The following is a 23181-nucleotide window of genomic DNA, read 5'->3' on the forward strand; positions in this document are numbered from 1 at the left end:
TTACCGCTGACTCGGTGTGGTTTGCGCATCTGATTCGTTAAGCTGCTCATTCCGTTCCTCCGAGCTTTCACGAATTCGGCGCTGAACTTCTGGCAGAGGTAGATAGGGAACCACACCCGACCCCTGCCCGGTTTTTTGGTCTATAATGACCTTTTGAGCATCTCCGTAGACCTGACCAATCACTTCTAAATACATACGCCGTTTTGTGACCTCGGGTGCCGCTTTATAAGACGCATACACATCTTCGAACCGCTTTGCCTCACCAGTTGCTTCCTGAATTTGCTGCTCTCTGTAGGCCTCTGCTTCTTTTATTTTTTGTTCCGCCTGACCTCGCGCCTCAGGCACTATCGAGTTCGCGTAAGCCTCAGCCTCATTTCTCATTCGGCTGCGATCTTGGCGCGCACGTTGTACGTCGTTAAAAGCATCGATGACTTCTTTTGGAGGATCGGACTGCTCGAGTTGTACATTCACGATGTCGATGCCCGATTTGTAATCATCGAGGTATTTTTGCATCAGCGCTTTGGTCCGACTTTGAATTAGCTCACGCCCGACCGTCACTGCATCATCAAACGATGTTTGCCCTACGACTTCGCGCATAGCGCTCTCAGCTACGACTTTGACTGTGCCCTCTGGGTCTCGTATGTTAAATAAATAATCTGTACCATTTTTAATGCGCCACAGAACAGCGAAATCCATGTCAACGATATTCTCATCTTGAGTTAGCATCAAGCTTTCAGCTGGGACATCTTGAGGAGAGCCTCGACCACCTCGACGGTCAGTTCGGCTTATGTAGCCAACGTCGACCCTGTTCACGCGCGTCACCTTCGGAGTAAGGACTTCCCCAAAAGGAGCCGGATAAAAGTAATGCAAACCAGGTGGGGTAGGTTGTTTTGTCCGATCGACCTTGCCAAATAGCACTTCTACGCCTTGCTCATCTGCTTGGACACGATAGAAACCGGTAGCAAGCCAAACGGCTATTAAACCGGCAATGATTAAAGCTAGAAGCTTTCCAGAGCCGCCTCCCGGAAAAATTTGTTTCAAGCGGTCTTGGCTTTTGCGCAACACCTCATCTAAGTCTGGAGGGGTCCCACTGCCACCGCTGCCACCGCCCCATGGTCCCTGTCCTCCACCGCCGGAGCCCCCCCATGGGCCTCCACCGCCACTCTGATTTTGCCAAGGCATACTTTTTCCCCGTCGTAATTAATTTGTTCGAGCCAATACAGACCTTTAACTCTGCGCAATCTAACCATATATGACACTGCGAGCACAAATGCGCAAATAACGAAATTGTTGCGCTTACCCCGCCAACATCATATTAGAGCGGTCGAAAGGAATTTCAACAATGTCTTCAGTAACAAAAGCGCAAATTGTAGAAGCTTTAAAGACTGTAAAAGAACCGGCTAGCGGCAAAGACTTAATAACGTTGAATATGGTCAGCGGATTAGTGATCAAAGATGGCAACGTTGGTTTTTCAATCGAAGTTCAACCAGATAAAGGCGCCGAAATGGAACCAGTTCGGCGCGCAGCAACTACGGCTGTGAATAAAATCAATGGTGTAGCTTCCGTTACCGCAGTTTTAACTGCTCACCGTGCTGCCTCACAGAATAAGACAGATGCAGGCCCACAGGCGCAACCTCAAAAAACCATCCCATCAAACAAGCAATCGGTTGCAGGGGTTAAAAATATTATAGCGGTAGCAAGCGGAAAGGGCGGCGTCGGAAAATCAACAGTAGCCACAAATCTCGCATTAGCATTTAACACAATCGGCTTGAAAACAGCTTTGTTAGACGCCGATATATATGGTCCATCGCAACCTCGAATGATGGGTCTGGCGGGCGAAAAACCGTCAGGCGGCGACGGGGAAAAACTCAAGCCCATTGAAAAATATGGTTTAAAATTAATGTCAATGGGTTTCCTGGTTGAAGAGGAAACCCCCATGATTTGGCGCGGCCCCATGGTGATGAGCGCTCTGCAACAATTCATGCGAGATGTTGAATGGGGCGATTGTGACATTATGGTAGTTGATATGCCGCCGGGAACTGGGGATGCGCAATTAACACTGGCGCAACAAGTGCCGCTAGCAGGAGCCGTTATTGTCTCTACGCCCCAAGATATAGCGCTTATTGATGCCAGAAAGGGTCTCAATATGTTCCGTAAGGTTGAGATCCCTGTACTCGGAATAGTCGAGAACATGAGCTATTTTCTCTGCCCTAACTGCGACCACCAAGCTGATATTTTTGGTCATGGAGGCGCGAGAGCGGAAGCAGAAAAACTTGACGTCCAATTTCTGGGTGAAATTCCGCTCCACATGCAAATACGCGAGACCTCAGATGGTGGGGCGCCCGTAGTCGTAAGTGACCCAGCAAGTTTAAATTCGGAGGTTTTTCTCTCAATTGCAAGCAAGGTTTGGGCAATTTTGGAAGACGATTCGGCAGACTCACGGCCTGCCCCTAACATAATTATCGAAAAATGAGTTGCAATTTTGGATAGGCAGACCAGCTATCTTCCGTTCTATATCGTTTGACGTTCATATCGGATGTGTTCCCGCAGTTTGGGAAAACAGTGTAAGGTGGCTTAGGCAATTTCGATATCGGTTTTATTGATTTTTATCACAGAATGATGTGAAAGTTCCTTCCACGAAGCCGCATATGCTGGTTTGAACAAATTTCATTCCTGCAGCAACGTCACGAAGCTGTACGTTAAGCCGCTTTGCTCATCTTGAAAAGGGCCTTGGCGCTCCGTTTCAATCCAAGCATCACGATTAAATCGAGGGAAAAATGTGTCGCCAGATATAGATCTATGGATTTCCGTGAGGTAGATACAATTCACGTAGCAGAGTGCTGCGCGATATATTTCTGCTCCACCTATAATCATAATTTCATGCTCTGTTAAACTTTCAGCTATAGTTAGCGCATCCTCCAAAGTATGCGCGCTGGACACCCCATCAACGGCAAAATTTGGATCTCGGCTTAGCACAATATGTGGACGACCTGGCAATATTCTTCCCAGCGAATCCCATGTCCGACGACCCATGATTATTGGCTTACCCATTGTAATTGACTTGAAATGTTTCAGATCTTCCGGAATATGCCATGGTAACGCGTCACCACGACCGATAACGCCGTTCTTAGCCATCGCAACTATAAGCGAGAGTGTCATCGGCCCTTAAATCGCTACTTTTGCAGCAATGTGCGGATGGAATTTGTAACCTTCAAGCGAGAAATCATCAAACTTAAAAGCAAACAAATCCTTCACATCTGGATTCAAAAACATCTTCGGCAAGTCGTAAGGCTTTCGTCTTAGCTGTTCATCGGCCTGCTCAAGGTGGTTGGAGTAGATGTGTGCATCTCCAAACGTATGGACGAAATCGCCGAGTTCTAAGCCGCATACTTGCGCTATCATTCCAGTTAATAAAGAGTATGAGGCAATATTGAATGGCACGCCCAGAAATATGTCAGCGCTCCGTTGATACAACTGACAAGAGAGTTTTCCATTAGCAATATAGAACTGGAACAAGCAATGACAGGGGGGCAAGGCCATTCTGTCAACTTCACTCACGTTCCACGCACAAACGATTAACCGTCGTGAGTTAGGATTGTTATTAATTTGCTCCAACAACTTCGTAATTTGATCAATACTACCTCCATTCGGGTTCGGCCACGATCTCCATTGATGCCCATAAACTGGCCCGAGCTCGCCATATTCGTCGGCCCACTCATCCCAGATCGAAACCCCATTATCATTCAAATATTTGATGTTGGTGTCACCGCTTAAAAACCAGAGCAACTCGTGTATTATGGATTTTAAGTGTAGCTTTTTGGTAGTTAGTATAGGAAACCCTCTACCCAAGTCGAAGCGCATTTGATACCCAAATATTGAATGGGTACCAACACCGGTGCGGTCATTTTTAAAGACCCCTTCGGTTTTAACGTAACGTAACATGTCTAAGTACTGCAGCATAATTGTATTTTATTCCTGACAATTTGTATGAAAAAAACCGTAAAATACTGTGAATTAGGTGAAAGATGGGGAAGATATTTTTAAGTTAAGAAAAAAGTTAAATTTTTGTTCAACTATTTATATCTTTTCTGATTCAAACTATAGTTGAGGTGCCGGTTCACCGGCTATGGCGCTAAACGGTTTGCGGAATAAGCGTTGCGGACCCGGGGGCGGTACCCGGCGCCTCCACCATTACACCGATTGGATATGAGTCAGGTGGTTCTGTGGGGGCGAAATAGGATCGACGCATGTAGTAAAGGCAAACTTTGTTCCCGGCATTGTACCACCGTTATCGGGCTATAGTCGTTAAATGCCAACGACAACTTTGCGGGCGAAGCCCGCCTCGCTGCTTAACTTCGGTTAAGCAAGCGCGGTTCGGGGGGCACCGGGCAACAGAAGCCCCCCACTTTTAATATTCGGTGGATTTTATTCTCATGGAAGATCGCACCGTACAAAGTGAATAGCTGGGAACATAGAAACGATATGGATTCAATTGCATTACGATATGACCAATTAATAGACACCGCGTTAAAAGGCGTTGTTAGGGAAGCGCTACGTCAAATTCAAGAGACCGGCCTTCCGGGTTCACACCATATTTATGTAACGTTCTCAACTCAGTATCCGGGAGTCGACATACCAGAATTTCTGCAAGAAAAATATCCCACCGAAATGACCATAGTGCTGCAACACCAGTTCTGGAATTTGGACGTGGAAGAAAATAAATTCGCCGTTTCTCTAAGTTTTAACGATAATCAAGAAAGACTTCATATCCCATTCGCTGCCGTGACGGCTTTTGCAGATCCATCCGTAAATTTCGAACTACAATTTCAACTCGTTGTCCAAGATGTCCAAACACCCAGCAACACTGCATCATATGCAGTTCCATCAAATAAGCTCAACCGAAAGGAGCCACGTGCTGCCAGCACTGATCCGTCGATAGGGGATGATAATAATGTCGTGGCACTCGATGTATTTCGGAAGGATTGAAGGGTGCATAAAAATTACCGATGAGCGACGAGAAAAACTTTGTGGGTCACTTATATAAACTAGGGAGCAGTGATCTCTCAAAAAACCCTTTTAGGATAATAAGTGTTAGTGAGGCTTAACATGTCTGAGAGAAAACGTGTATTGCAAAATTCGGTATGAATTTGAGTCCTTCGGCATGTTTTTTCTTATTACTCAGGAGATGTCTAATTTTTTCTTACCTACTATGAGAGATTTGGATAATGTTAAACGTATTCATTGATGGCGCCTTAAAAGCAGACCGAACTCTCATCCTTGCTCACGGAGCGGGAGCAGGCAAGGACCATTACTTCATGAATTTTTTTGCCCGCGAACTTGCAACCGATCAATTCCGAGTCGTCCGGTTTGACTTCCCGTACATGGCACGGTCTCGTTTGACTGGCAAAAGAACTCCACCGGATCGTCAAATTAAATTAATGACCTCGTGGCAGGAAATAATTTCCAAATTCAGGACCAAGGAGCTCATTATTGGCGGAAAATCGTTGGGCGGCCGAATCGCAAGTATTATTGCGGACTCACAGGGGGTGGATGGTTTAGTCTGCCTTGGTTACCCCTTTCACGCGCCAGGCAAGTTTGATAGACCCCGCGTAGCGCACCTTCGCTTACTTCAAACGCCTACTCTTATTTGCCAAGGCACCCGAGATCCATTTGGAAATATAGATGATGTTGGCACTTATCAACTTCCAGAAAACATATTTTTTAAATGGCTTAAGGATGGCGACCACAGCTTTAAACCTCGCAAGAGTTCAGGTCTAACTGAGGCTGACAATCTTTCAACAAGCCTGAAAGCTGTTAAAACGTTTTCTCAAAATTTATTTGAAGGTAAGAAGACGTAAGCCTTACATATGTTGTCACCTTTAGTTCTGAAGCAATAGACCGTATGAAAAACAAGCCTGACCCTAAAGATATCAAAAAACACTCTGTCAATCTTAGCGGCCATAGAACAAGCATAACTTTAGAGAATATTTTTTGGGATCAAATCAAAACTCTCGCCACCGATCGTGGTGTAACTGTGAATCAATTGCTTACCGAAATTGATCTTGACCGCAAAGGTAACCTATCGAGTGCAGCTCGGGTTTATGTCCTTGAACATATCACAAACAAAACCGTTACCACTAATCGATGAATCTTATGGTTTGAAAATGCCTTTGAAAATATCTTGGGGCTTCGGAGGTGTTCCTTGCGAAGCAGAGGGCTGACCGGGTTTCCTGGGCTGGGCCGGTGTTCGGGAAGATTTCCCAGCTTTCAGCCATCTTCCACCGATTTTTACCTTCGGTCGATCTAAATCGCCTTTAACCGCAGCACTTATAAAAGTTTCTCCCTTGCGGCCAGTCTCGATAACTTGGGAATTGCTCTGAATCTGCCAAGGCGAGAGGGCTGCATTCCCGGCTGTAAGCAAAACTGCACCACGACCTAATAATTGCAGGTTCTGAGTACTAACCGTGCCATTTAAGATGGTGAGATCACCCAAGAACTTGTTAGGAGCATTCCCAAAGTATCCAATCAGCCGGTTCGTTGTTTTAGACACCCGGCCTATTGTTCCCAGTCCCTTCACTTTGTTACCAAACAGAACTGCAGCGATGCCAGCCGCATTATTGACATTCTGACTTCCCTTAGACAACGTAATGTTAAGTACACCATCAATGCGGCCCGCACCGTTGAGAGACGAAATAATTTCTGCTGTACTCGAACCTTGAGCAAGTAGGTTCAAATTTCTTATGTTTGCTTTACCGCTGATTTTCCCGCCAAGACGAAACGGGCCCGCATTAATGCGTACCTTTTCCAGTTCTGGGATAAGTTTATTTACCGGAATATTTTCTGCGCTCATTGAAAGTGAGAACTTTGGTATCTTAGTCTTGACGTCGAATTTTGCACCACCAACAAAAGACCCACCGCCCATTCTTGCTTTCAATACCTTAAGGTTTAGAATACCCTCGCTGAGATTGCCTCGCGCCTCCAATCTGTTCAATTGTTTTTGAGACAAGCGGAACCTTTCAATTCGGACTTTAAAGTCCGCCTCAATATTCTTGAGAAGCTCAAAACTAGCTTGTTTCCGTGACCACCGCGGATGTACGCCAATCGAATTCTTACCGACTGTAAACTTGCGCCGCGAATAAGACCTTTTAGGTGTTTGTATCCGGTTGGGACTCTTGGTAGCGGTATTCGCCCCTTTCCTGTTTCGGTTCTGAAACCTGTCAAAATCAAGGTCTCCAAAACTCAAATTTACCTTCAATCTCGGCGTAGTATGGCCCAATTTCAACGCTGCAGTACCTGCTATTGACGTTTTACTTATGTTTCCCTTGATGTCAGATATTAAGAGCTGATTTTTATCTCCACCCGCGCGAAAAGTAAGAACTGATGGGCCCAATCTACCTGAAACCACGCGATAGCCAGGTTCAAAAATTTTTGCTAACTTTCCGGTCTCTAAAGTACTCAGGCCTACCCGAACATCAAAACCTAAGTCACTTAAAAGATTTCTAAACTCCCCGCGCAGTTTTGCCTCCGCACCGCCAAGCTTCATGATGGTGTTAAGTTTGAGAACCCTAAAATCACCATTGAATGTGCCTTTCGCCGAAAATTTACCAGCTCGCCGCACAGCGGCTGGAGGCCATCCGCCAAAATACTTAAATAACCGCTTGCTATCATTGACTGTAACGTTAAACCCTATTGCGGATTCTTTAGTGCCTCTTGGACCAAATAATCGACCGCTTATTGCACCAGATGCGCCAGCGAAATCGAGGACACTTATTCTCTTTGCTGTTACCAAGCCATCTATTACAGATAATTCGGCGTTAACATTGGTAAATTTATTTTTCTTAAATAATAAGTCTTTGACAGTTAACGCAATATTTGCGTTAAATTCGCTCAATATTTTAGCAAATTCAAGTTGAGTAGTCCCCTTTTTCTGGTTTGAAAGTGTCTTGGTTTGTGCCACGTACACATTGCTATTTTGGTTGCTTGGAGCCTGACCTTTTACGGGCCTGACATCATCTTTCAGGTAGGAATCTAAATTTAAGCGATCAATAGCAAGTCGTGCTCCAAATGCTATTTTTGGACCGATCACTAGCGAAAGTCCTCCACGAATATCCGTGTTATCAAGCCTTGACTTTATAGCGTGCACCCTCAATCTTGGAGCGCTTCCAAACAATATCATCTCAAGCGAAAAACTACGTAATCGTGACGGAGGAATATGGTGTAGCTCTATCCCGGCCCAGCTCAGCAAGTTGCGCAGTCGTTTTGATTTTACTTGGATTCTTATGTTTGCAAATGGCTTGCCCTTCACAAGCTGGACTGTCCCCGCCATTCCAGCAGAACTATCACCAGGCAAAAGAATACCTATTTGCTGAATTTGAAGTTTCCCGTTTGCAAAACGAATTTTAGCGGATGCCTGGCGTAAAAGTTCAGACCGATATTTTATAGAATCCGCAAAAGCCGTAATAGTGAAATCAATATTTGAAGGAATTACAGCCTTAGAACCGGAAGGGCCAGATTTAGACTCACTGTTACTATTTTTTTCAACGCCCTTTTCCTGAGATTGAGATGATATTGACCCTGGTTTTTTAGTCACAGGATAATTCATTTCAGCCAAGAGTTCATCGAAATCGAGGCTCTCCGCAGTAAATCGAAGAGAACCAGATAATCCGTCACTCCATGATAACGAGGTTTCCGCTTCTCCCTGCATTGACCCTAGTTTCAAATTAGCTGCCGACAATTTGATCTGGGCAAGACCACCCCTTAATTCCCCGGAAACATCAAATTTCTTTGCAAGAGACTTCGGTGTGATACCCGTTAGAGAAGCATATGTAGTCGCGAAGTTTTCTGCACTTGCAGATAGCGTACCCTTCAATTCAGGAGAGCCAGTCGAATAGTCGATCACCCCATCTAATGCGACTTTGCTCCCAAGACTGCTCAAATGTAATTTTGCAGCAACTGCCATGGCATTTTCAAATTCTTCCTTGCGCATTACAATATCAAATATAAGCGGATATTTGTGCAACTCGGCCTCGCCCTTAACAAAAAAGGGGCCTTTGAGAGAAGCGAAAGAAACCTCCGAATTAAGGTTGGTCACACTTTCCATTTTGCCGGTTTGCCCATCTAGAAAAGTGAGAGCCCCTTCTTTTATAAGAAAGCTATCGAGTTGCAAATCAAACGGACGCGACTCCTCTTTGAGAGAACGATTGGTTTTTATATCTTTTTCCGGGAAAGCATTCTGTACCGGAGAACTATTTTTTATTACCTGTCTCCTTGGCACAAAATCCCAACTAGCGTTGCCGTCTTTGGTCACTTCAAGTGCGACAACAGGCTTGTTGAGAGTTATAACCAATCGGAGGTGTCCCTTTAGCAAATCACCAAAAGCAATGCCCATACGCATATCTTCTGCCACGAGCATGTCTTTTTTGACTGCCCCAGCAACGTTAGCAAACCTCACTCGGGTTATTTTCAATGCGAGTTCAGGAAACATAGTTACCACAATGTCTCCGTCGACGGTCAACCTACGCCCTGTGGCATTTTGCACCGCTGAAATAATAGTGGGCTTGTATGAACTCCAATTGATAAATTGGGGAACAATTGTCAAAGCAGCCGCGATAATTAGCAGTGCTGCCATGAAGGTGATAGTTAATTTCTTTACCATTATTCCTAAGTGCAAAAACTGACCCACAAATAATACATTAAACTTCACACCTAAACATGAATTAAAATGCTACAACTAGAATTACTGCGCAATTGTGGGGAGCATTTAACCCTTGCAGAAACATAGCGAGGGACTTGATGTTATTCCCCCGTAAAAACTGGTTTCCTTTTCTCCATAAAGGCTGTGCGACCCTCTCTGTAGTCCTTGCTGTTAAAACAAGTTTTACCAATCTCTTCAATGGCAACAAGGTTTCGGTCTGCCGGATTTTTAAGAATTTCATCAACTGTAAGTTTGCTAGCTTGCATAGAGAGGGGTGCATTTTCAAGTATGGCTTGGGTGTATTCGGCTACCTTTTCCTCCAGACCAGCCAATGTTGTAACCTGATTCACAAGCCCAATACGAAGTGCCTCGGGCGCCTTTATGCGACGCGCGGTAATTAAAATATCTTTCGCAATAGATGGGCCAACAAGGCTACAGAGCCGATGAATTGCATCGAATGAGTAAGCAATACTCAATCGAGCTGCTGGAATACCAAGCTGTGAGTCCTCGGAACAAATACGAAAGTCTGTCGACAAAGCAACCTCCATACCTCCGCCAAGACAGTACCCCTGAATCATTGAAATGGATGGCTTGGGAAAGTTTTTCAAAGCCTTTTTCCCCTCCGAGGATATGCGTGCGTATTCAGCAGCAGCATTTGCATCTGACCTTGCCTTTTCGAACTCTGATATATCCGCTCCAGCGACGAAACTCTTATCGCCTGCCCCGGAAACCACTAGGCATTTAACGTCAGGATCTTTTGAGAAATCATCCAGAGCAACTTTCGCTGCTTGCCACATCTCGAGTGACGTTGCATTTCTCTTTTCAGGATTATTGAAGATAAGGTGACCTACACCGTTTCTTTTTTCTCCGATCATTTTATCGGTTTTTAAACCCATATCAGTCTCCGATTAATTTTGTTTGAGAGAAGCCTTGATAAGACAAATCATACAATATTGCGTTCATGAAAATCTTTGATTTTGTCATCGCCAAACCCCAATTCTTTTAAAACCTCGTCAGTATGTTGGCCTAAGTCGGGCGTCGGCTTTCGAACGTGATTCTCGACGTTAGTCCTACTCATGACAATTGGAGTACGAACAACCGGAAAATCGCCAGCTGACCCACCCTCCATCGACCATGCCATTCCTAGATGCTTGACCTGTGGATCTTCGAATACGTCACCCATGTTGTATATGGGGCCACAGGGAACGCCAATGTCTTGCATCATATCTACCCAGTGCTCCGATGTCTGTTTCCGTGTTTCTCCCTCTATTTCTACTCTCAGTGCATCCCGATTATCGGATCTCTCCTGAAAACCATTAAACCGCGGGTCCTCTATCAGATCCTCGCGCTTGATAGCCTTGCAAAAGCGCTCGTATAGGACACCGCCAGATGCTGCAATGTTAATGTGCCCATCTTTGGTCTCAAACACACCTGTGGGTACTGACGTGGGATGGTCGTTCCCCATTTGTCTCGGAATATCACCATCTTTTAAGACACGCGCTGCCTGAAAATCCATCATCGCGATAATTGCCTGCAAAAGCGACGTCTGTACCCATTGACCCTTACCCGAACGTTCACGCTCAAACAAAGCAGAAGCTAATCCAAACCCGAGGAACATTCCCGATGTCAGATCGCAAATAGGAATGCCTACCCTCACGGGTCCCTGTCCAGGAATACCGGTGACTGACATTAATCCACCCATGCCTTGTAAAATCTGATCCACACCAGGACGATTGTCGTAAGGGCCATCTTGCCCAAACCCAGACAATGAGCCATACACAATTTGTGGGTTTATTTTTGCACAGCTTTCATAATCAACTTTGAGGCGATGTTTGGTTTGTGACCGAAAGTTTTCAACAACAACGTCAGAGACCTTCACCAAATCATAAAACAAGTCGAGTCCATCGGGGTTCTTGAGATCAATGGTCATACTCCGCTTGTTACGGTGCAGGTTTTGTAGGTCAAATCCGTTTCGAGCACCCAAAATGCTGCCCTTGTCTTTGCTGATTGATTCGGGTTGTTCGATTTTTATAGTGTCAGCACCCCAATCAGATAATAAACGTACGGCAGTGGGGCCAGCGCGATGAGCAGTCAGGTCCAGAACCTTTACACCAGCGAACGGTAAACTGTATTCAGACATTACATTCTCCTATTAAGTCATCAAAACTGAAACTATAGTTTTAAACAGACATTTTTCTCTTTTGTCGCCGGTTATAACAAGAAAACTTTCATTTGAAAGCAACTCAAGGAGTTACCCCATTTATGGAGAGAGCCAAAGCACCAAAATACAATCCGCAAAAACCAATGTTACTTCAATTTCATAATGCAATCCCAGACTTCCTTGATTGCGTTGATACACCGCGCGACTATCTTGAGAGATGTCTTAATGTGATTGAAAAAAAGGAACCGAACGTTGCCGCTTGGGTTTGTTTAGCTATAGAAAATGCGCGCGCGGCAGCCGATGCCGCCACTGAAAGATATAAAATGGGCCGACCACGCTCTTTACTTGATGGATGCCCCATGGCGATTAAAGATATTATTGAGACCATCGACATGCCCACACAAATGAACAGCGGCATTTACGAAGGTTGGCAATCCAAAAGTGATGCTGCGGCCGTGTATGCTTTGAGGCAGAGCGGGGCTGTCATACTAGGTAAGACTGTAACAACCGAGTTCGCAACTGGTGCGGCTGGCCCTACCAAAAATCCGTTCGACTATGCTCGAACACCCGGAGGATCATCGAGTGGAACAGCAGCAGCAGTGGGATGTGGAATGGTGCCCGCTGGGTTAGGCACGCAAACCGCCGGTTCTGTAGTGCGCCCTGCTGCCTACTGTGGGGCTTTTGGCTTCAAGCCGACGCATGCCTCACTCAATATGGGTGGTATTCACCCCATCTCTAATAGCCATGATACACTTGGAACAATAGCCGGAAGCATTGAAGATTGCTGGCGTGTTGCTCATAAAATTGCCGAAACTGTTGGCGGAACTGCACCCCATTCCGGAATAAGTGGACCGGAAAAACTTGGGGCCGGTATAAAGCCATCACGTCTTATACGACTGTATACCGATGGTTGGGCCGAGGTTGAAGAAACGACCCGCAGTGGCTTTGAGAGTCTTCTTATTAAGCTTGAGGATTCGAATGTAGAGATTATTGATAACCGAAAAGATTCACACGTAGCAGAACTCGAAAGGCTCCTTAAAGGCGTCGGCCCGGTTGCGCGCACCATCACTCAGTATGAGCGTCGATGGCCCTTCGAACATTATTATGAACAGTGGAAGGATAAACTGAGCCAAGAACTTCGAGAGAGTATTAAAAATTCAAAAAATATAACACACCTAGAATATTGCAAAGCTATTGATCAGCGTAAAAAAATTCGTCAAAAAATTACTTGCCTACGGAAAAAATGTGATGGGTTCATAACGCTCACAGCTGCCGGCCCTGCACCTCTTGGTCTAAAAAATACCGGCAATCGTTCATTTCAAATTGCGTGGACCCTCACTGCAGCGCCATGTTTTACGCTTCCTTTGCTAGACCTCGACGGGTTACCAATGGGCATTCAGTTGATGGGTTTCCCTAACAATGACAAAGCTCTTGCACTTCACGCGAAATGGGTCGCCCAAGCGTCGCTCACTTAGGAGTCGATCATCTTTCCTGGGTTCATAATATTGTTGGGATCAAGAGCATGCTTCAAAGTTCGCATGATCGTTAAGCTCTCACCGTGTTCATCAAGCAAATAGGGCATTTTGCCCAAGCCAACTCCGTGTTCACCTGAACAAGTACCACCCATAGCAAGTGTCCGACGGATTAACCGTTTATTGATTGCATGAGCCCGAGCAATTTCGTCTTCATCGTTTGGATCGTATAAGATAATAAGGTGAAAGTTTCCATCACCCGCATGGCTGACGATCGGGACAGTGAGTTTATACTTTTTAATGTCCGCGCGAGTTTCAATCATACAATCTGCAAGACGTGAAATTGGCACGCATGCATCGGTGGTAAGCGCCTTTTTCCCTGGCTGTAATGCTAGGCCGGCATAATATGCATCATGCCGTGCTTGCCATAATTGATTACGTTCTTCAGATTTTATTGCCCATTGAAAGGCTTTGCCCCCTAGGTCTCTAGAAATCGTGCCAACCATTTCAGCTTGTTCTACCACCGATTTTTCAGTGCCATGAAACTCAAAGAATAAAGTTGGACTGGCAGAGAATCCTTTTAACCTAGAATATTGAATGCAAGCATCCATTTGGACCTCATCTAAGAGCTCAATACGTGCTACTGGAATACAATTTTGAATAGTGGAAATAACCGTATTTAAAGCTGCCTCGAGATTTGGATATTGACAGACTGCAACTGAAGTGTTCTGAGGTATTCCAAATAGACGAAGTTGAACTTCAGTGATCACGCCAAGAGTACCTTCCGAGCCGACGTAAAGCCGGGTTAGGTCATAACCGGCGGCAGATTTTTTTGTTCTCCCCCCTGTCTTGATTATCCGCCCGTCAGGCAACACAACTGTAAGGCCGAGCACATTCTCTCGCATAGTTCCATATCGAACAGCATTGGTGCCGCTTGCTCGAGTTGCACTCATACCTCCAATTGAGGCATCGGCGCCAGGATCAATCGGGAAAAAAAGCCCGGTATCACGGAGGTGCGTATTCAATTGCTTACGAGTGACTCCCGCCTGAACACGGCAGTCTGAGTCCTCCACATTTACAACAAGTATCTTATTCATAGGGGTCAAAGCAATAGAGACGCCGCCTCTAACTGCTTGAACGTGCCCCTCTAATGACGTGCCTGTTCCATAAGGTATGATAGGAACATTGTTCTCGGCACAGAGCCTCACAATTTCAGATACCTCTTCCGTACTGTTAGCAAAACAGACTGCGTCTGGTGGCTGGGTTGTATGGTGTCCCTCACTCTTACCGTGGTGCTCAAGGACAGCGGGAGCTGTTGTCAAACGTTTGCCCAGGAGCGCACGCAGCGCATCTTCTAAAACAGGCTGAAAGCTAGCTTTACTTGGTATTACCATAGCACCTAAATTATCCTGTGCGACTTGACAGGGCAATGCGTTTGAACGAAAAGGCAACGATGAACAAAAAAAGGAAGAGCATTACGAAGAATCTACGGATGGGAAGACTCCATGCTGAAGCTGGTCGTTTAGATAGTGCAGAAGCGTCGTTCTCTGAAGCGGCAACCGAGGATCCAACATGCTCAGAAGCCCATTTCAACCTTGCTGTTTTATTTTTAGAAAAAGGGAGAGCTGATCACGCAATCGAAAAATTCCTCAAAGTTATCACACTATCACCTGATATAGTTTCAGTTCATAAAGAATTCGGTGAGACAATCATTGATTATGAAGTGCCTTATTTCGACTCTAAAACCGAATTTAAAAATATGAGTGCCCTTAATTCTGCCATGGCGTCATACCGTGAGGCAATCGACGCGATCCCGATCTTGCGTGAATGCCACCGAAATATTGGCGAAATTTTAATGACAAAGGGGCAATATTCCGAAGCCGACACAGCATTCGCGGAAGCCACCAAAATACCCGGCGATCTTCAGGAGGTATTCCACAATGTCGGTGCAACGATTCATTGCCCGGGAAATTTAGATAATGCCATTTCGATGCATCGGTCTGTAATGTCCGGCGCGCCTGATTACGAAGGAGATGAAATATCGGAACAATCATATTTAGAAACAGATCTAACGTTTACTGACAATGAAATATTATTACCGGACGGGTTTGAAGTAATGATGGAATGGGAGCGCCCTATAATGGAACGCTCAGCAGAAATTATCACTATAAACAGCGGTGATGTTCTGAATGTAGGTCATGGAATGGCGATTATTGATACAGCAATTCAAACCCACGACGTATCCACGCACTCAATAATTGAAGCGCACCCTCAAGTGGTTCGTAGGGCAAGAGCTTGGGCCCGAGATAAAAATGGAATCAATATCATAGCAAAACGTTGGCAAGATGCTATTGGCGATATAGGCCCTTTTGATGGTATATATTTCGACACCTTAATGCCTCCAATGGTACCATTTCTCCTTGAATCCCCTAATCTTCTTAAAAAGGGTGGAGTTCTTACGTTTTTCCAAATGATGGTGCAGTTTGAAAACATGGAGGCAATGGCTACCACAGGATTGAACTTCGTGCTCGAACGACTGTCCTTTGAAGCGGTAGAAAAAAATCGGTACTACCGGCTACTAGAGAAGGATAGCTCAGGGCACTACTCAGCTCCGTTATTTATATACCGCAAGATTTAATATTAATGATCAATTACAATAATATAAAACCAATTCCACGCGAACTTTCGAGGCTTGGAAAACGGCTATGCACGTGCATTATTCATAGCAGCTTTCACCCTCATTTGAGCTGGTATTCCACAATGGACCCGTCTTTTGCCTCAAATTTGAGGTACACCAACGACATATTATCCGAGCTATCAAACCAAAGATCGCGCTCAACGCCCCCTGTCATCCTATAATGCTTTGTGGGCCGAGGCTCGCCTTTTACCTCCAAGATTTGATCGCCAATATATTCAACCTCTATGGGCAGAATCCCGCCACGAAGGGTGCTGAATAGGGTCTCAGAATTTAACATCGCCGCACTCCAGAAACTGGCGGGTAGCGTTGTTCCGGGTAATTTTTCTCGCCCTTGAAGACTTTCAATTATAAGCCCGTCATCTGACACCTGAACAGAGAGAACTAATCTCTCACCATCATCATTTGTTGTGGCTTCCATAGATATCAAACGCCCATCTTGCCATATCTCCGTCGCTACGTGGCTATGGGTATAAATCGGTATAGAGAACAGACGATAATTTATTTCTGCACTTACCCCTACTTTGAGACGTTGCTGATTTGTAATAAACTTAAATCTATGGTGACCTAGGACTTTGCCATTTCGAACTACTTCGAAATTAGAACTTCCCGATTTTGGAACACTCAGAAACGTTGTGTCAGCGAGCGATGCAGAATGCCAAAACAGAATCAAAATTAATAAGGTGAGAAAACGAGAAAACATGATCAATTTTTTTTGTTCACACGCAAATCGTTAATGCGAAGGATACGACTTTGATAATTGAGGAGATGGAGACTATTTTTTCCCAAAACCGCCGCCCCCAGGTGTCTCGACCTCAAACACATCGCCCGGCGATACATCTAAACTGACGCAGCCTGGCAAACCTTTGCGCCTACCGTCAACATATTCAATCCAATTTTGCCCTACGCTACCGGGGCAACCCCCCGCTTGGCCATGCGGGGCAACTTTGCGCCGCCCCGATAAAATAGAGAGCGTCATGGCTTCCTCAAATCGAAGTCTTCGACGCACTCCATTCCCACCACGCCATTTCCCGGCCCCACCGGACCCATCGCGGATTTCAAACTTTTCTACCAGTATCGGAAAACGCGATTCCAGCACTTCCGGGTCAGTAAGTCTTGAGTTTGTCATATGAGTTTGCACTGCATCGACACCATTAAAGCCGACCCCACGAAACACTCCTGCACCTGAACCGCCACATATAGTTTCATAGTACTGATAATTTTCATTTCCAAATGTAATATTATTCATAGTTCCTTGAGCACCGGCCATTATGCCAAGGGCTCCATAAAGAGCATCAGTTATGGCTTGTGAAATCTCAACATTACCGGCAACCACAGCAGCTGGATATCGGGGATTGAGCATTGATCCCTCGGGAACTATCAATTTCAATGGCTTTAAACAGCCCTCGTTCATAGGAATTTCAGAAGATACCAATGTCCTAAACACATAAAGCACCGAAGCCCGACAAACCGCCAGAGGAGCATTAAAATTCGTACTACATTGCCCACTAGTTCCGGTAAAATCAATTTTTGCCGTTCGCGTGTCACGGTCTACTGTTACGCGTACTTTCACTGCAGAGTTGTTATCCAAAGTGCACACAAATTCACCGGGCTCAAGAATATTTATTATTTTTCTGACTGCTTCCTCAGCGTTCATCTGCACGTGATCCATATAAGCTTGGACAGTAGCAAGGCCAAAATGATCGATCATGCGCCAAATCTCTGAAGCTCCCGTTTCATTTGCGGCAATCTGCGCCTTGATATCAGCGATGTTTTGGTCGGGATTTCGTGCCGGATATTTCCCGTGGCCTAACAAATCACGAAACTTTTGTTCTTGAAAAGAACCGCGCTTTACAAGCTTGAAATTATCAATCACGACCCCCTCTTCTTCAATGCTCCGGCTCAACGGGGGCACAGAACCTGGCGTAATACCTCCGATATCCGCTTGATGGCCGCGACTACCCAAGAAAAATAGTACTTCGGATCCAGATTTATTGAATACCGGTGTTATGACAGTGACGTCTGGAAGATGTGTACCGCCATTGTATGGTGCATTCAGAGCAAATACATCGCCCGGCATGATGGATTCTTTGTTATTTGATATTACAGAACGGACACTCTCACTCATTGATCCCAGGTGAACGGGTACATGCGGTGCATTTGCAATTAAATGCCCCTTCGAATCAAAAAGCGCACAAGAAAAATCAAGCCTCTCTTTTATATTCACAGACGAAGCAGTATTTTGAAGCGTAAACCCCATCTGTTCCGCTATTGAAACAAAAAGATTGTTGAAAATCTCGAGCATTACTGGGTCACATTCAGTTCCGATGGAAAATTTTGTTTTACGGGGTGTGACACGCCGAAGCCTCATTACTCCATTCTCCGTCATTCGCAGCTGCCAGCCTGGCTCTACAACCGTTGTTGCAAGCTGCCCCGCAATAATTGCGGGTCCATCAAACCTTACCCCAGGCGTTAAGTCTTCAAACCGATAAACTGCGGTTTTGTATACCATCCCATCGAAAGTGACTGGTCTTACTGCAGCAGCTTTTGCGGCAGAAGGCTTATTGTCAGACCCCCGCTTGATTGGAGTTTCAGATCTCGCAATTACTTCCGCCTCTAAAGTCTCAGCAATCAATTCCTTTTTGGGTATGGTAAAACCGTAACGTTTTCGGTGTGCAGCTTCAAAATCTGTCCTCATTACCTCCATCTTTGAAAAATTAACGGGTTCAGCAATATCTGTCCCAACATATTTAAGATATAGGCGTTTCTTGATGATAACCTCCGCCCCTAGCACGCCTTGTTCTACTAATTCAGATTTGGCAGCAGCTGAAAGACGATCAAGACGTTTTCTGATACGCGCTATTTGCTGATTATTAAGACCGGTCTCGAGAGTTTCCTGTCGAAGCACACGTAAATGAGCAAGGCCTATACCGTAGGCCGAAAGCACGCCGGCCATCGGATGGACCAATATTTCTTCCAATCCAAGTGCATCAGCCACAAGGCATGCGTGCTGTCCTCCAGCTCCGCCGAATGAACATAGGGCATATTCCGTAACATCATGCCCCTTTTGAACGGAAATCTTCTTAATTCCATTTGCCATATTATCAACTGCTATTCTAAGAAAACCCTCTGCCACCTCCGTTGGGGTACGCTTATCTCCGTTGTTCGACTGAATTTCTTCTGCTAACTTGCTGAATTTTTTTGTAACAATATTTACATCCAAAGATTGATCCTGTTTCGGACCAAATACCTTGGGAAAGAAATCCGGCTGCAGCTTGCCTAATATCAAATTACAATCAGTAACAGTAAGTGGCCCGTTTTTACGATAACATGCTGGTCCTGGCTCGGCACCGGCCGAAGCAGGGCCAACGCGATAACGCCCACCCTCAAAAGAACAGATTGAACCACCGCCAGCAGCAATAGTATGAATTTGCATCATTGGAGCGCGAATGCAAATTCCATCCACCTTAGTTTCAAGCGATCGCTCATATTCGCCACCGTAGTGCGCCACATCAGTTGAGGTACCTCCCATATCAAAACTAATTATGCGATTGAGACCAGCTGCCTTCATTACCGAAACAGCACCAATCACGCCCGCTGCTGGACCGGATAGAATTGCATCCTTACCTTGGAACCGCCACCCCTCCGTAAGCCCTCCATGCGACTGCATAAAGTAGAGCGGTATATTGCCCAATTTTTTTGTAATTCGATCTACATAACTACGCAGGCTGGGAGTAAGGTATGCATCAGCTACTGTAGTATCGCCGCGCCCTACGAACTTCATCAGTGGGCTAGTACCATGGCTTGTCGAAATTTGGTTGAAACCTAGCTCAGCGGCAATCTCTGCAGCCCTCGCTTCGTGATCATTATATTGGTATCCATGCATGAAAAGAATTGCAACCGAACGAAAGCCACAGCCATATGCCCTCTCAAGGGATGTACGCGTACTCTTTTGGTCTAGCTTTTTTAATACAGATCCGTCAGCCGAGATTCTTTCGTTTACCTCTATAACCTGATCATACAAAATAGGTGGAAGTTTTATTTTTAAGTCAAAAAGTTTCGGGCGTGATTGATACCCTATGCGGAGAGCATCTTTAAAGCCTTTCGTAACCAATAATAGTGTACGTTCCCCTTTTCGCTCTAGGAGAGCATTTGTTGCAATAGTTGTACCTATACGTACATCTATGATTGGCTTCTCGCTGAGCATTGTTTCAGAATTGATATTCAACGCTCGACGTATACCTTCCTCGGCAGGATCTTCATATTTGCCGGGATTACTTGAAAGAAGTTTTTCTGTAGTGATCGACCCGTTGGGGTGACAGGCTACAACATCCGTAAATGTACCGCCTCGGTCTATCCAAAAGCGCCAGCCTTTTTGATTGCATGGCACTGCCTTTGAATATTTTTTTTCCAATTGTCTATCCAAATCTCAGTAGTGTTCATCGAAATTTTTTCAGAATCCCATATCGAAGTAATAATCGCTCCGTCCGTGGAATAAATCAATGAATTCTATTAGTCTTATGTAAATAAAGGCTGTGATAATTCCACATTTATTTTTATTTAAATATTATAGTTTAATTTATATAGAAATACTATTCACTGCCGTATACAATAATATTATTTTTAAAAATTCATTTATTATTCTAATATGCATAAGACCTTTGTAATATGTATAAAGAAGGGAGGACGCTATCCTCCCTTCCGTGAATATGCAGGCACTGAAGCCAGACAAACCCAAAATATTAGGAAGAATTACAAGGTCTCCTTTGCAATCCCATCTGGCGAATTCGACTAACCTTCGGTGCATCAATATCACTAGACATTAGATCACCTCCTTTCTGCTGTTTCAGTCCGGTCAGTATACCAGAAAAAATGAACGCCGTAGATCAAATGCAAAAATTTTTTGCGCTCGCAACGTGGAGTTTCAAGTCACGACAATCTCAATTTATCGACTTATACGATGCTGAAACATTCAAAATATGGGGGGATATTGTGTTATTACCTTTCAATATGATATCGCATTTGGACAAACCAATTTTTCCGAAATTCTTTTCCATGCCCAACATGGCGTAAATGAATTGATGTGGACTACGGATTCTAATAATTCAACCAGGTATAAGAACCTCAAGATCAATATTTCGATTCTATCTTTCACGGGTAGTAGCAGTTGTTGAATTAAGAAATAGACTCCGTCAGACACTTCCGTGCAAACAAGACACATAACTACGTGCGCGAGGTTTATTTTAATAGCCCGCCTCCCCTAAGTGAGCGAACGAGCGGTTGCAAATGGCTCTCGTATTGCTCCCATCGCCGAACTGCATCGCTGTAAATCGGACGTCGCACACCTTCGGGGTTAGTAAACACTGGCCGTTCTGTTTTATAAAAATGGAGGCATTTTTCGTCCCAGTTGAGGCCACAAGCTGCAATTAAACGGCGGCTTTCAATTTCAAAGCTTTCGACCAAATCTTCATATACAACCTCGACTATCCGACCGGGAAATACTGAATTCCAGTGGCTCATTATGCGCTGGTACAAACCGTAGAACTGTCCAAGCTCTCGAAGGTCATAGCTATATGGATGATTATGCGAAAAAAGACGCTTATAGCACGAAAGACAGGTGTCTATCGGGTCACGCCGGCAATGCACTATAGTTGCAGCCGGCATTGCCAATGCTATTGGTCCAAGGAACAGAAAATTAGTTGGCATTTTATCTACAATATATGCGGCTTTCGGAGCAAGCTTACTTATTGCAGATACATACGTTTTCCCGATTTTTATTAGTTGATCCATGCATATATTTTCAAAATTATCGGTGGAAGGAAACCGTTCTCTGAAAAGTCTCTCAAACAAGTCAAGCTCGCCAGCCCCATGAACCGAGGAGTGGCTCGCAAGCACTTGCTCTACCAAGGTAGTCCCTGAACGCGGCATGCCCAAAACGAAAATTGGTTTTTTGCCATCCCGACTCGTATCAAATGCAGCAGGTCTTAGTTTATCAGCGTCAAACGATTTGATCATTATCTCTACAAATGCTTCATCCTCACCTATATTGTATGTCAATGAGGATCGATAACGCTGATTTGCCGCTTTGAAGGCCGCAAAAGCTTGATCGAATTCTCCAATATCCTCTCTAATTTTACCTAACGCAAATCCTATCTGCACCGCCTCATTTTGCGAAATATTATCCCGTTTCGATTGCGAATAAACTGCCGCAGCATCTCCATCAAAAGCTTCAAACCGTTTAATTTCAGCCAAGTTACAATGTGCGATTACTAAATTCTTTTCGGCAGATAAAGATTTCCGAAAAAATTGCTCCGCCAACCTGATATTTCCAAGTGAGACTTGTATAGTTCCTAACCCATTCAGAGCAACAGCACAAAATGGGTCAGCCGAAAGTGCATTTTCATATGCGCGCTTTGCTTCTGCTAATTTTCCTATGTCAGCAAGCAAGCAACCAAGGTTACAATAGGCCTCTGAATAATCGGAATCAATTTCCGTAGCTTCATAAAGTAATCGTATTGCTTGGGGATCGTTGCCAAGCTCGTGCATTACTTTAGCGTAATAGAATTTTGCCTCAGCATCGTTTGGAGCAAAATGCACTGCCCGGGCAAAGGCGGCATTGGCAACATCAAATTTTTCCAAAATAATGGCCGCCCTACCTTGACCAAAATACGCATCACCATGCTCAATATCTTCAGCTAAGATACAGTCAAAGGCTGCCAACGCCTCTTCGGCATCACCCACCTCCAATAACAAAAACCCATAATTGAGCCAATCGTCCAAAGATGCATTGGGAAGTGAAACTATTTTTTTTGCAAAACTCTTAGCCTCAGATAGTTGTCCAGATCTCTGATACGCAATTGCCATGGGTCGTAAGATGTCAGGGGAAATTTCCTCGTAATCGATAAAACTCAGCAGGCGGTCGAAGCATTTTGCAGATTGTTTTGGTTGGTCGCGCTCGAGGAGGATAATAGCACTTAAATGAAGAACATCTAAGTTTTCTGATGACGGCCCACCGAGGGTTTTCAAAACTGCTTCAGCGCCAACCAAGTCACCTGACTTAAATCTTTGCATAGCTTTTGAAAATTCAGGCGAATTATTCATTCCTATTTCAATGTATTTGTTATTAATTGGGATTAATTATATCTTTAATTTAAGTTTA

The 23181-nt window shown here is 44.8% G+C and carries 16 protein-coding genes; 6 read left to right on the forward strand and 10 right to left on the reverse strand.

Annotated features, from left to right (window positions below; genetic code table 11):
- On the reverse strand, positions 1-1182 hold the full coding sequence (hflK, locus tag VX941_11940) for an FtsH protease activity modulator HflK (protein MEE2934116.1): 1182 nt from the start codon (positions 1180-1182) through the stop codon (positions 1-3).
- Between the two features lie 160 nt (positions 1183-1342).
- Here hflK and apbC point away from each other — a divergent pair, with 160 nt between their 5' ends.
- Complete coding sequence (gene apbC, locus VX941_11945; GenBank protein ID MEE2934117.1) at positions 1343-2473, forward strand: iron-sulfur cluster carrier protein ApbC; 1131 nt, start codon at positions 1343-1345, stop codon at positions 2471-2473.
- Positions 2474-2667: 194 nt separating this feature from the next.
- Here the strand turns inward: apbC and VX941_11950 are convergent, their stop codons facing one another.
- Both VX941_11950 and VX941_11955 read right to left on the reverse strand, forming a co-directional pair.
- The gene (locus VX941_11950) at positions 2668-3159 is read right to left on the reverse strand and encodes a dihydrofolate reductase (protein ID MEE2934118.1); all 492 of its coding nucleotides are present in this window, start codon (positions 3157-3159) and stop codon (positions 2668-2670) included.
- 6 nt (positions 3160-3165) lie between these two features.
- Entirely contained in the window at positions 3166-3960 is a 795-nt protein-coding gene (locus VX941_11955; GenBank protein MEE2934119.1) for a thymidylate synthase, read from the reverse strand.
- 522 nt (positions 3961-4482) lie between these two features.
- Between VX941_11955 and VX941_11960 the strand changes: the two genes are divergently transcribed.
- The 3 genes from VX941_11960 (at position 4483) to VX941_11970 (ending at position 6148) form a co-directional block, all read left to right on the forward strand.
- A complete protein-coding gene (locus tag VX941_11960) occupies positions 4483-4986 on the forward strand; it encodes a ClpXP protease specificity-enhancing factor SspB (GenBank protein MEE2934120.1) in 504 nt (167 codons plus the stop codon).
- A gap of 239 nt (positions 4987-5225) precedes the next feature.
- Positions 5226-5858, forward strand: coding sequence for an alpha/beta fold hydrolase (locus tag VX941_11965; GenBank protein MEE2934121.1), 633 nt, complete (start codon positions 5226-5228; stop codon positions 5856-5858).
- 44 nt (positions 5859-5902) lie between these two features.
- Positions 5903-6148: a ribbon-helix-helix domain-containing protein gene (locus VX941_11970; GenBank protein MEE2934122.1), complete on the forward strand. Its 246-nt coding sequence runs from the start codon at positions 5903-5905 to the stop codon at positions 6146-6148.
- Between the two features lie 3 nt (positions 6149-6151).
- Here VX941_11970 and VX941_11975 read toward each other — a convergent pair whose 3' ends face one another.
- The 3 genes from VX941_11975 to VX941_11985 form a co-directional block, all read right to left on the reverse strand.
- Positions 6152-9655 carry an AsmA family protein gene (locus tag VX941_11975; GenBank protein ID MEE2934123.1) on the reverse strand — a complete coding sequence of 1168 codons (3504 nt, stop codon included), beginning with the start codon at positions 9653-9655 and terminating at the stop codon, positions 6152-6154.
- Positions 9656-9795: 140 nt separating this feature from the next.
- Entirely contained in the window at positions 9796-10590 is a 795-nt protein-coding gene (locus VX941_11980; GenBank protein MEE2934124.1) for an enoyl-CoA hydratase, read from the reverse strand.
- A 47-nt stretch (positions 10591-10637) separates the two neighbouring features.
- Positions 10638-11834: a CoA transferase gene (locus VX941_11985; GenBank protein MEE2934125.1), complete on the reverse strand. Its 1197-nt coding sequence runs from the start codon at positions 11832-11834 to the stop codon at positions 10638-10640.
- A gap of 122 nt (positions 11835-11956) precedes the next feature.
- Between VX941_11985 and VX941_11990 the strand changes: the two genes are divergently transcribed.
- Positions 11957-13330 (forward strand): amidase family protein, encoded by a 1374-nt coding sequence (locus VX941_11990; GenBank protein MEE2934126.1) that lies wholly within the window; start codon positions 11957-11959, stop codon positions 13328-13330.
- Here VX941_11990 and VX941_11995 read toward each other — a convergent pair.
- A complete protein-coding gene (locus tag VX941_11995; GenBank protein ID MEE2934127.1) occupies positions 13327-14721 on the reverse strand; it encodes an FAD-linked oxidase C-terminal domain-containing protein in 1395 nt (464 codons plus the stop codon). The genes VX941_11990 and VX941_11995 overlap by 4 nt on opposite strands.
- A gap of 98 nt (positions 14722-14819) precedes the next feature.
- Here VX941_11995 and VX941_12000 point away from each other — a divergent pair, with 98 nt between their 5' ends.
- Complete coding sequence (locus tag VX941_12000) at positions 14820-15965, forward strand: tetratricopeptide repeat protein (protein ID MEE2934128.1); 1146 nt, start codon at positions 14820-14822, stop codon at positions 15963-15965.
- Positions 15966-16065: 100 nt separating this feature from the next.
- Here VX941_12000 and VX941_12005 read toward each other — a convergent pair whose 3' ends face one another.
- The 3 genes from VX941_12005 to VX941_12015 form a co-directional block, all read right to left on the reverse strand.
- Positions 16066-16725, reverse strand: coding sequence for a DUF6134 family protein (locus VX941_12005; protein MEE2934129.1), 660 nt, complete (start codon positions 16723-16725; stop codon positions 16066-16068).
- A 72-nt stretch (positions 16726-16797) separates the two neighbouring features.
- The gene (locus VX941_12010; protein ID MEE2934130.1) at positions 16798-20436 is read right to left on the reverse strand and encodes a hydantoinase B/oxoprolinase family protein; all 3639 of its coding nucleotides are present in this window, start codon (positions 20434-20436) and stop codon (positions 16798-16800) included.
- An 824-nt stretch (positions 20437-21260) separates the two neighbouring features.
- A complete protein-coding gene (locus VX941_12015; protein MEE2934131.1) occupies positions 21261-23123 on the reverse strand; it encodes a sulfotransferase in 1863 nt (620 codons plus the stop codon).
- Positions 23124-23181: the final 58 nt, after the last annotated feature.

It is taken from the genome of Pseudomonadota bacterium (genome assembly GCA_036339585.1).
Lineage (GTDB): Bacteria > Pseudomonadota > Alphaproteobacteria > UBA8366 > UBA8366 > UBA8366.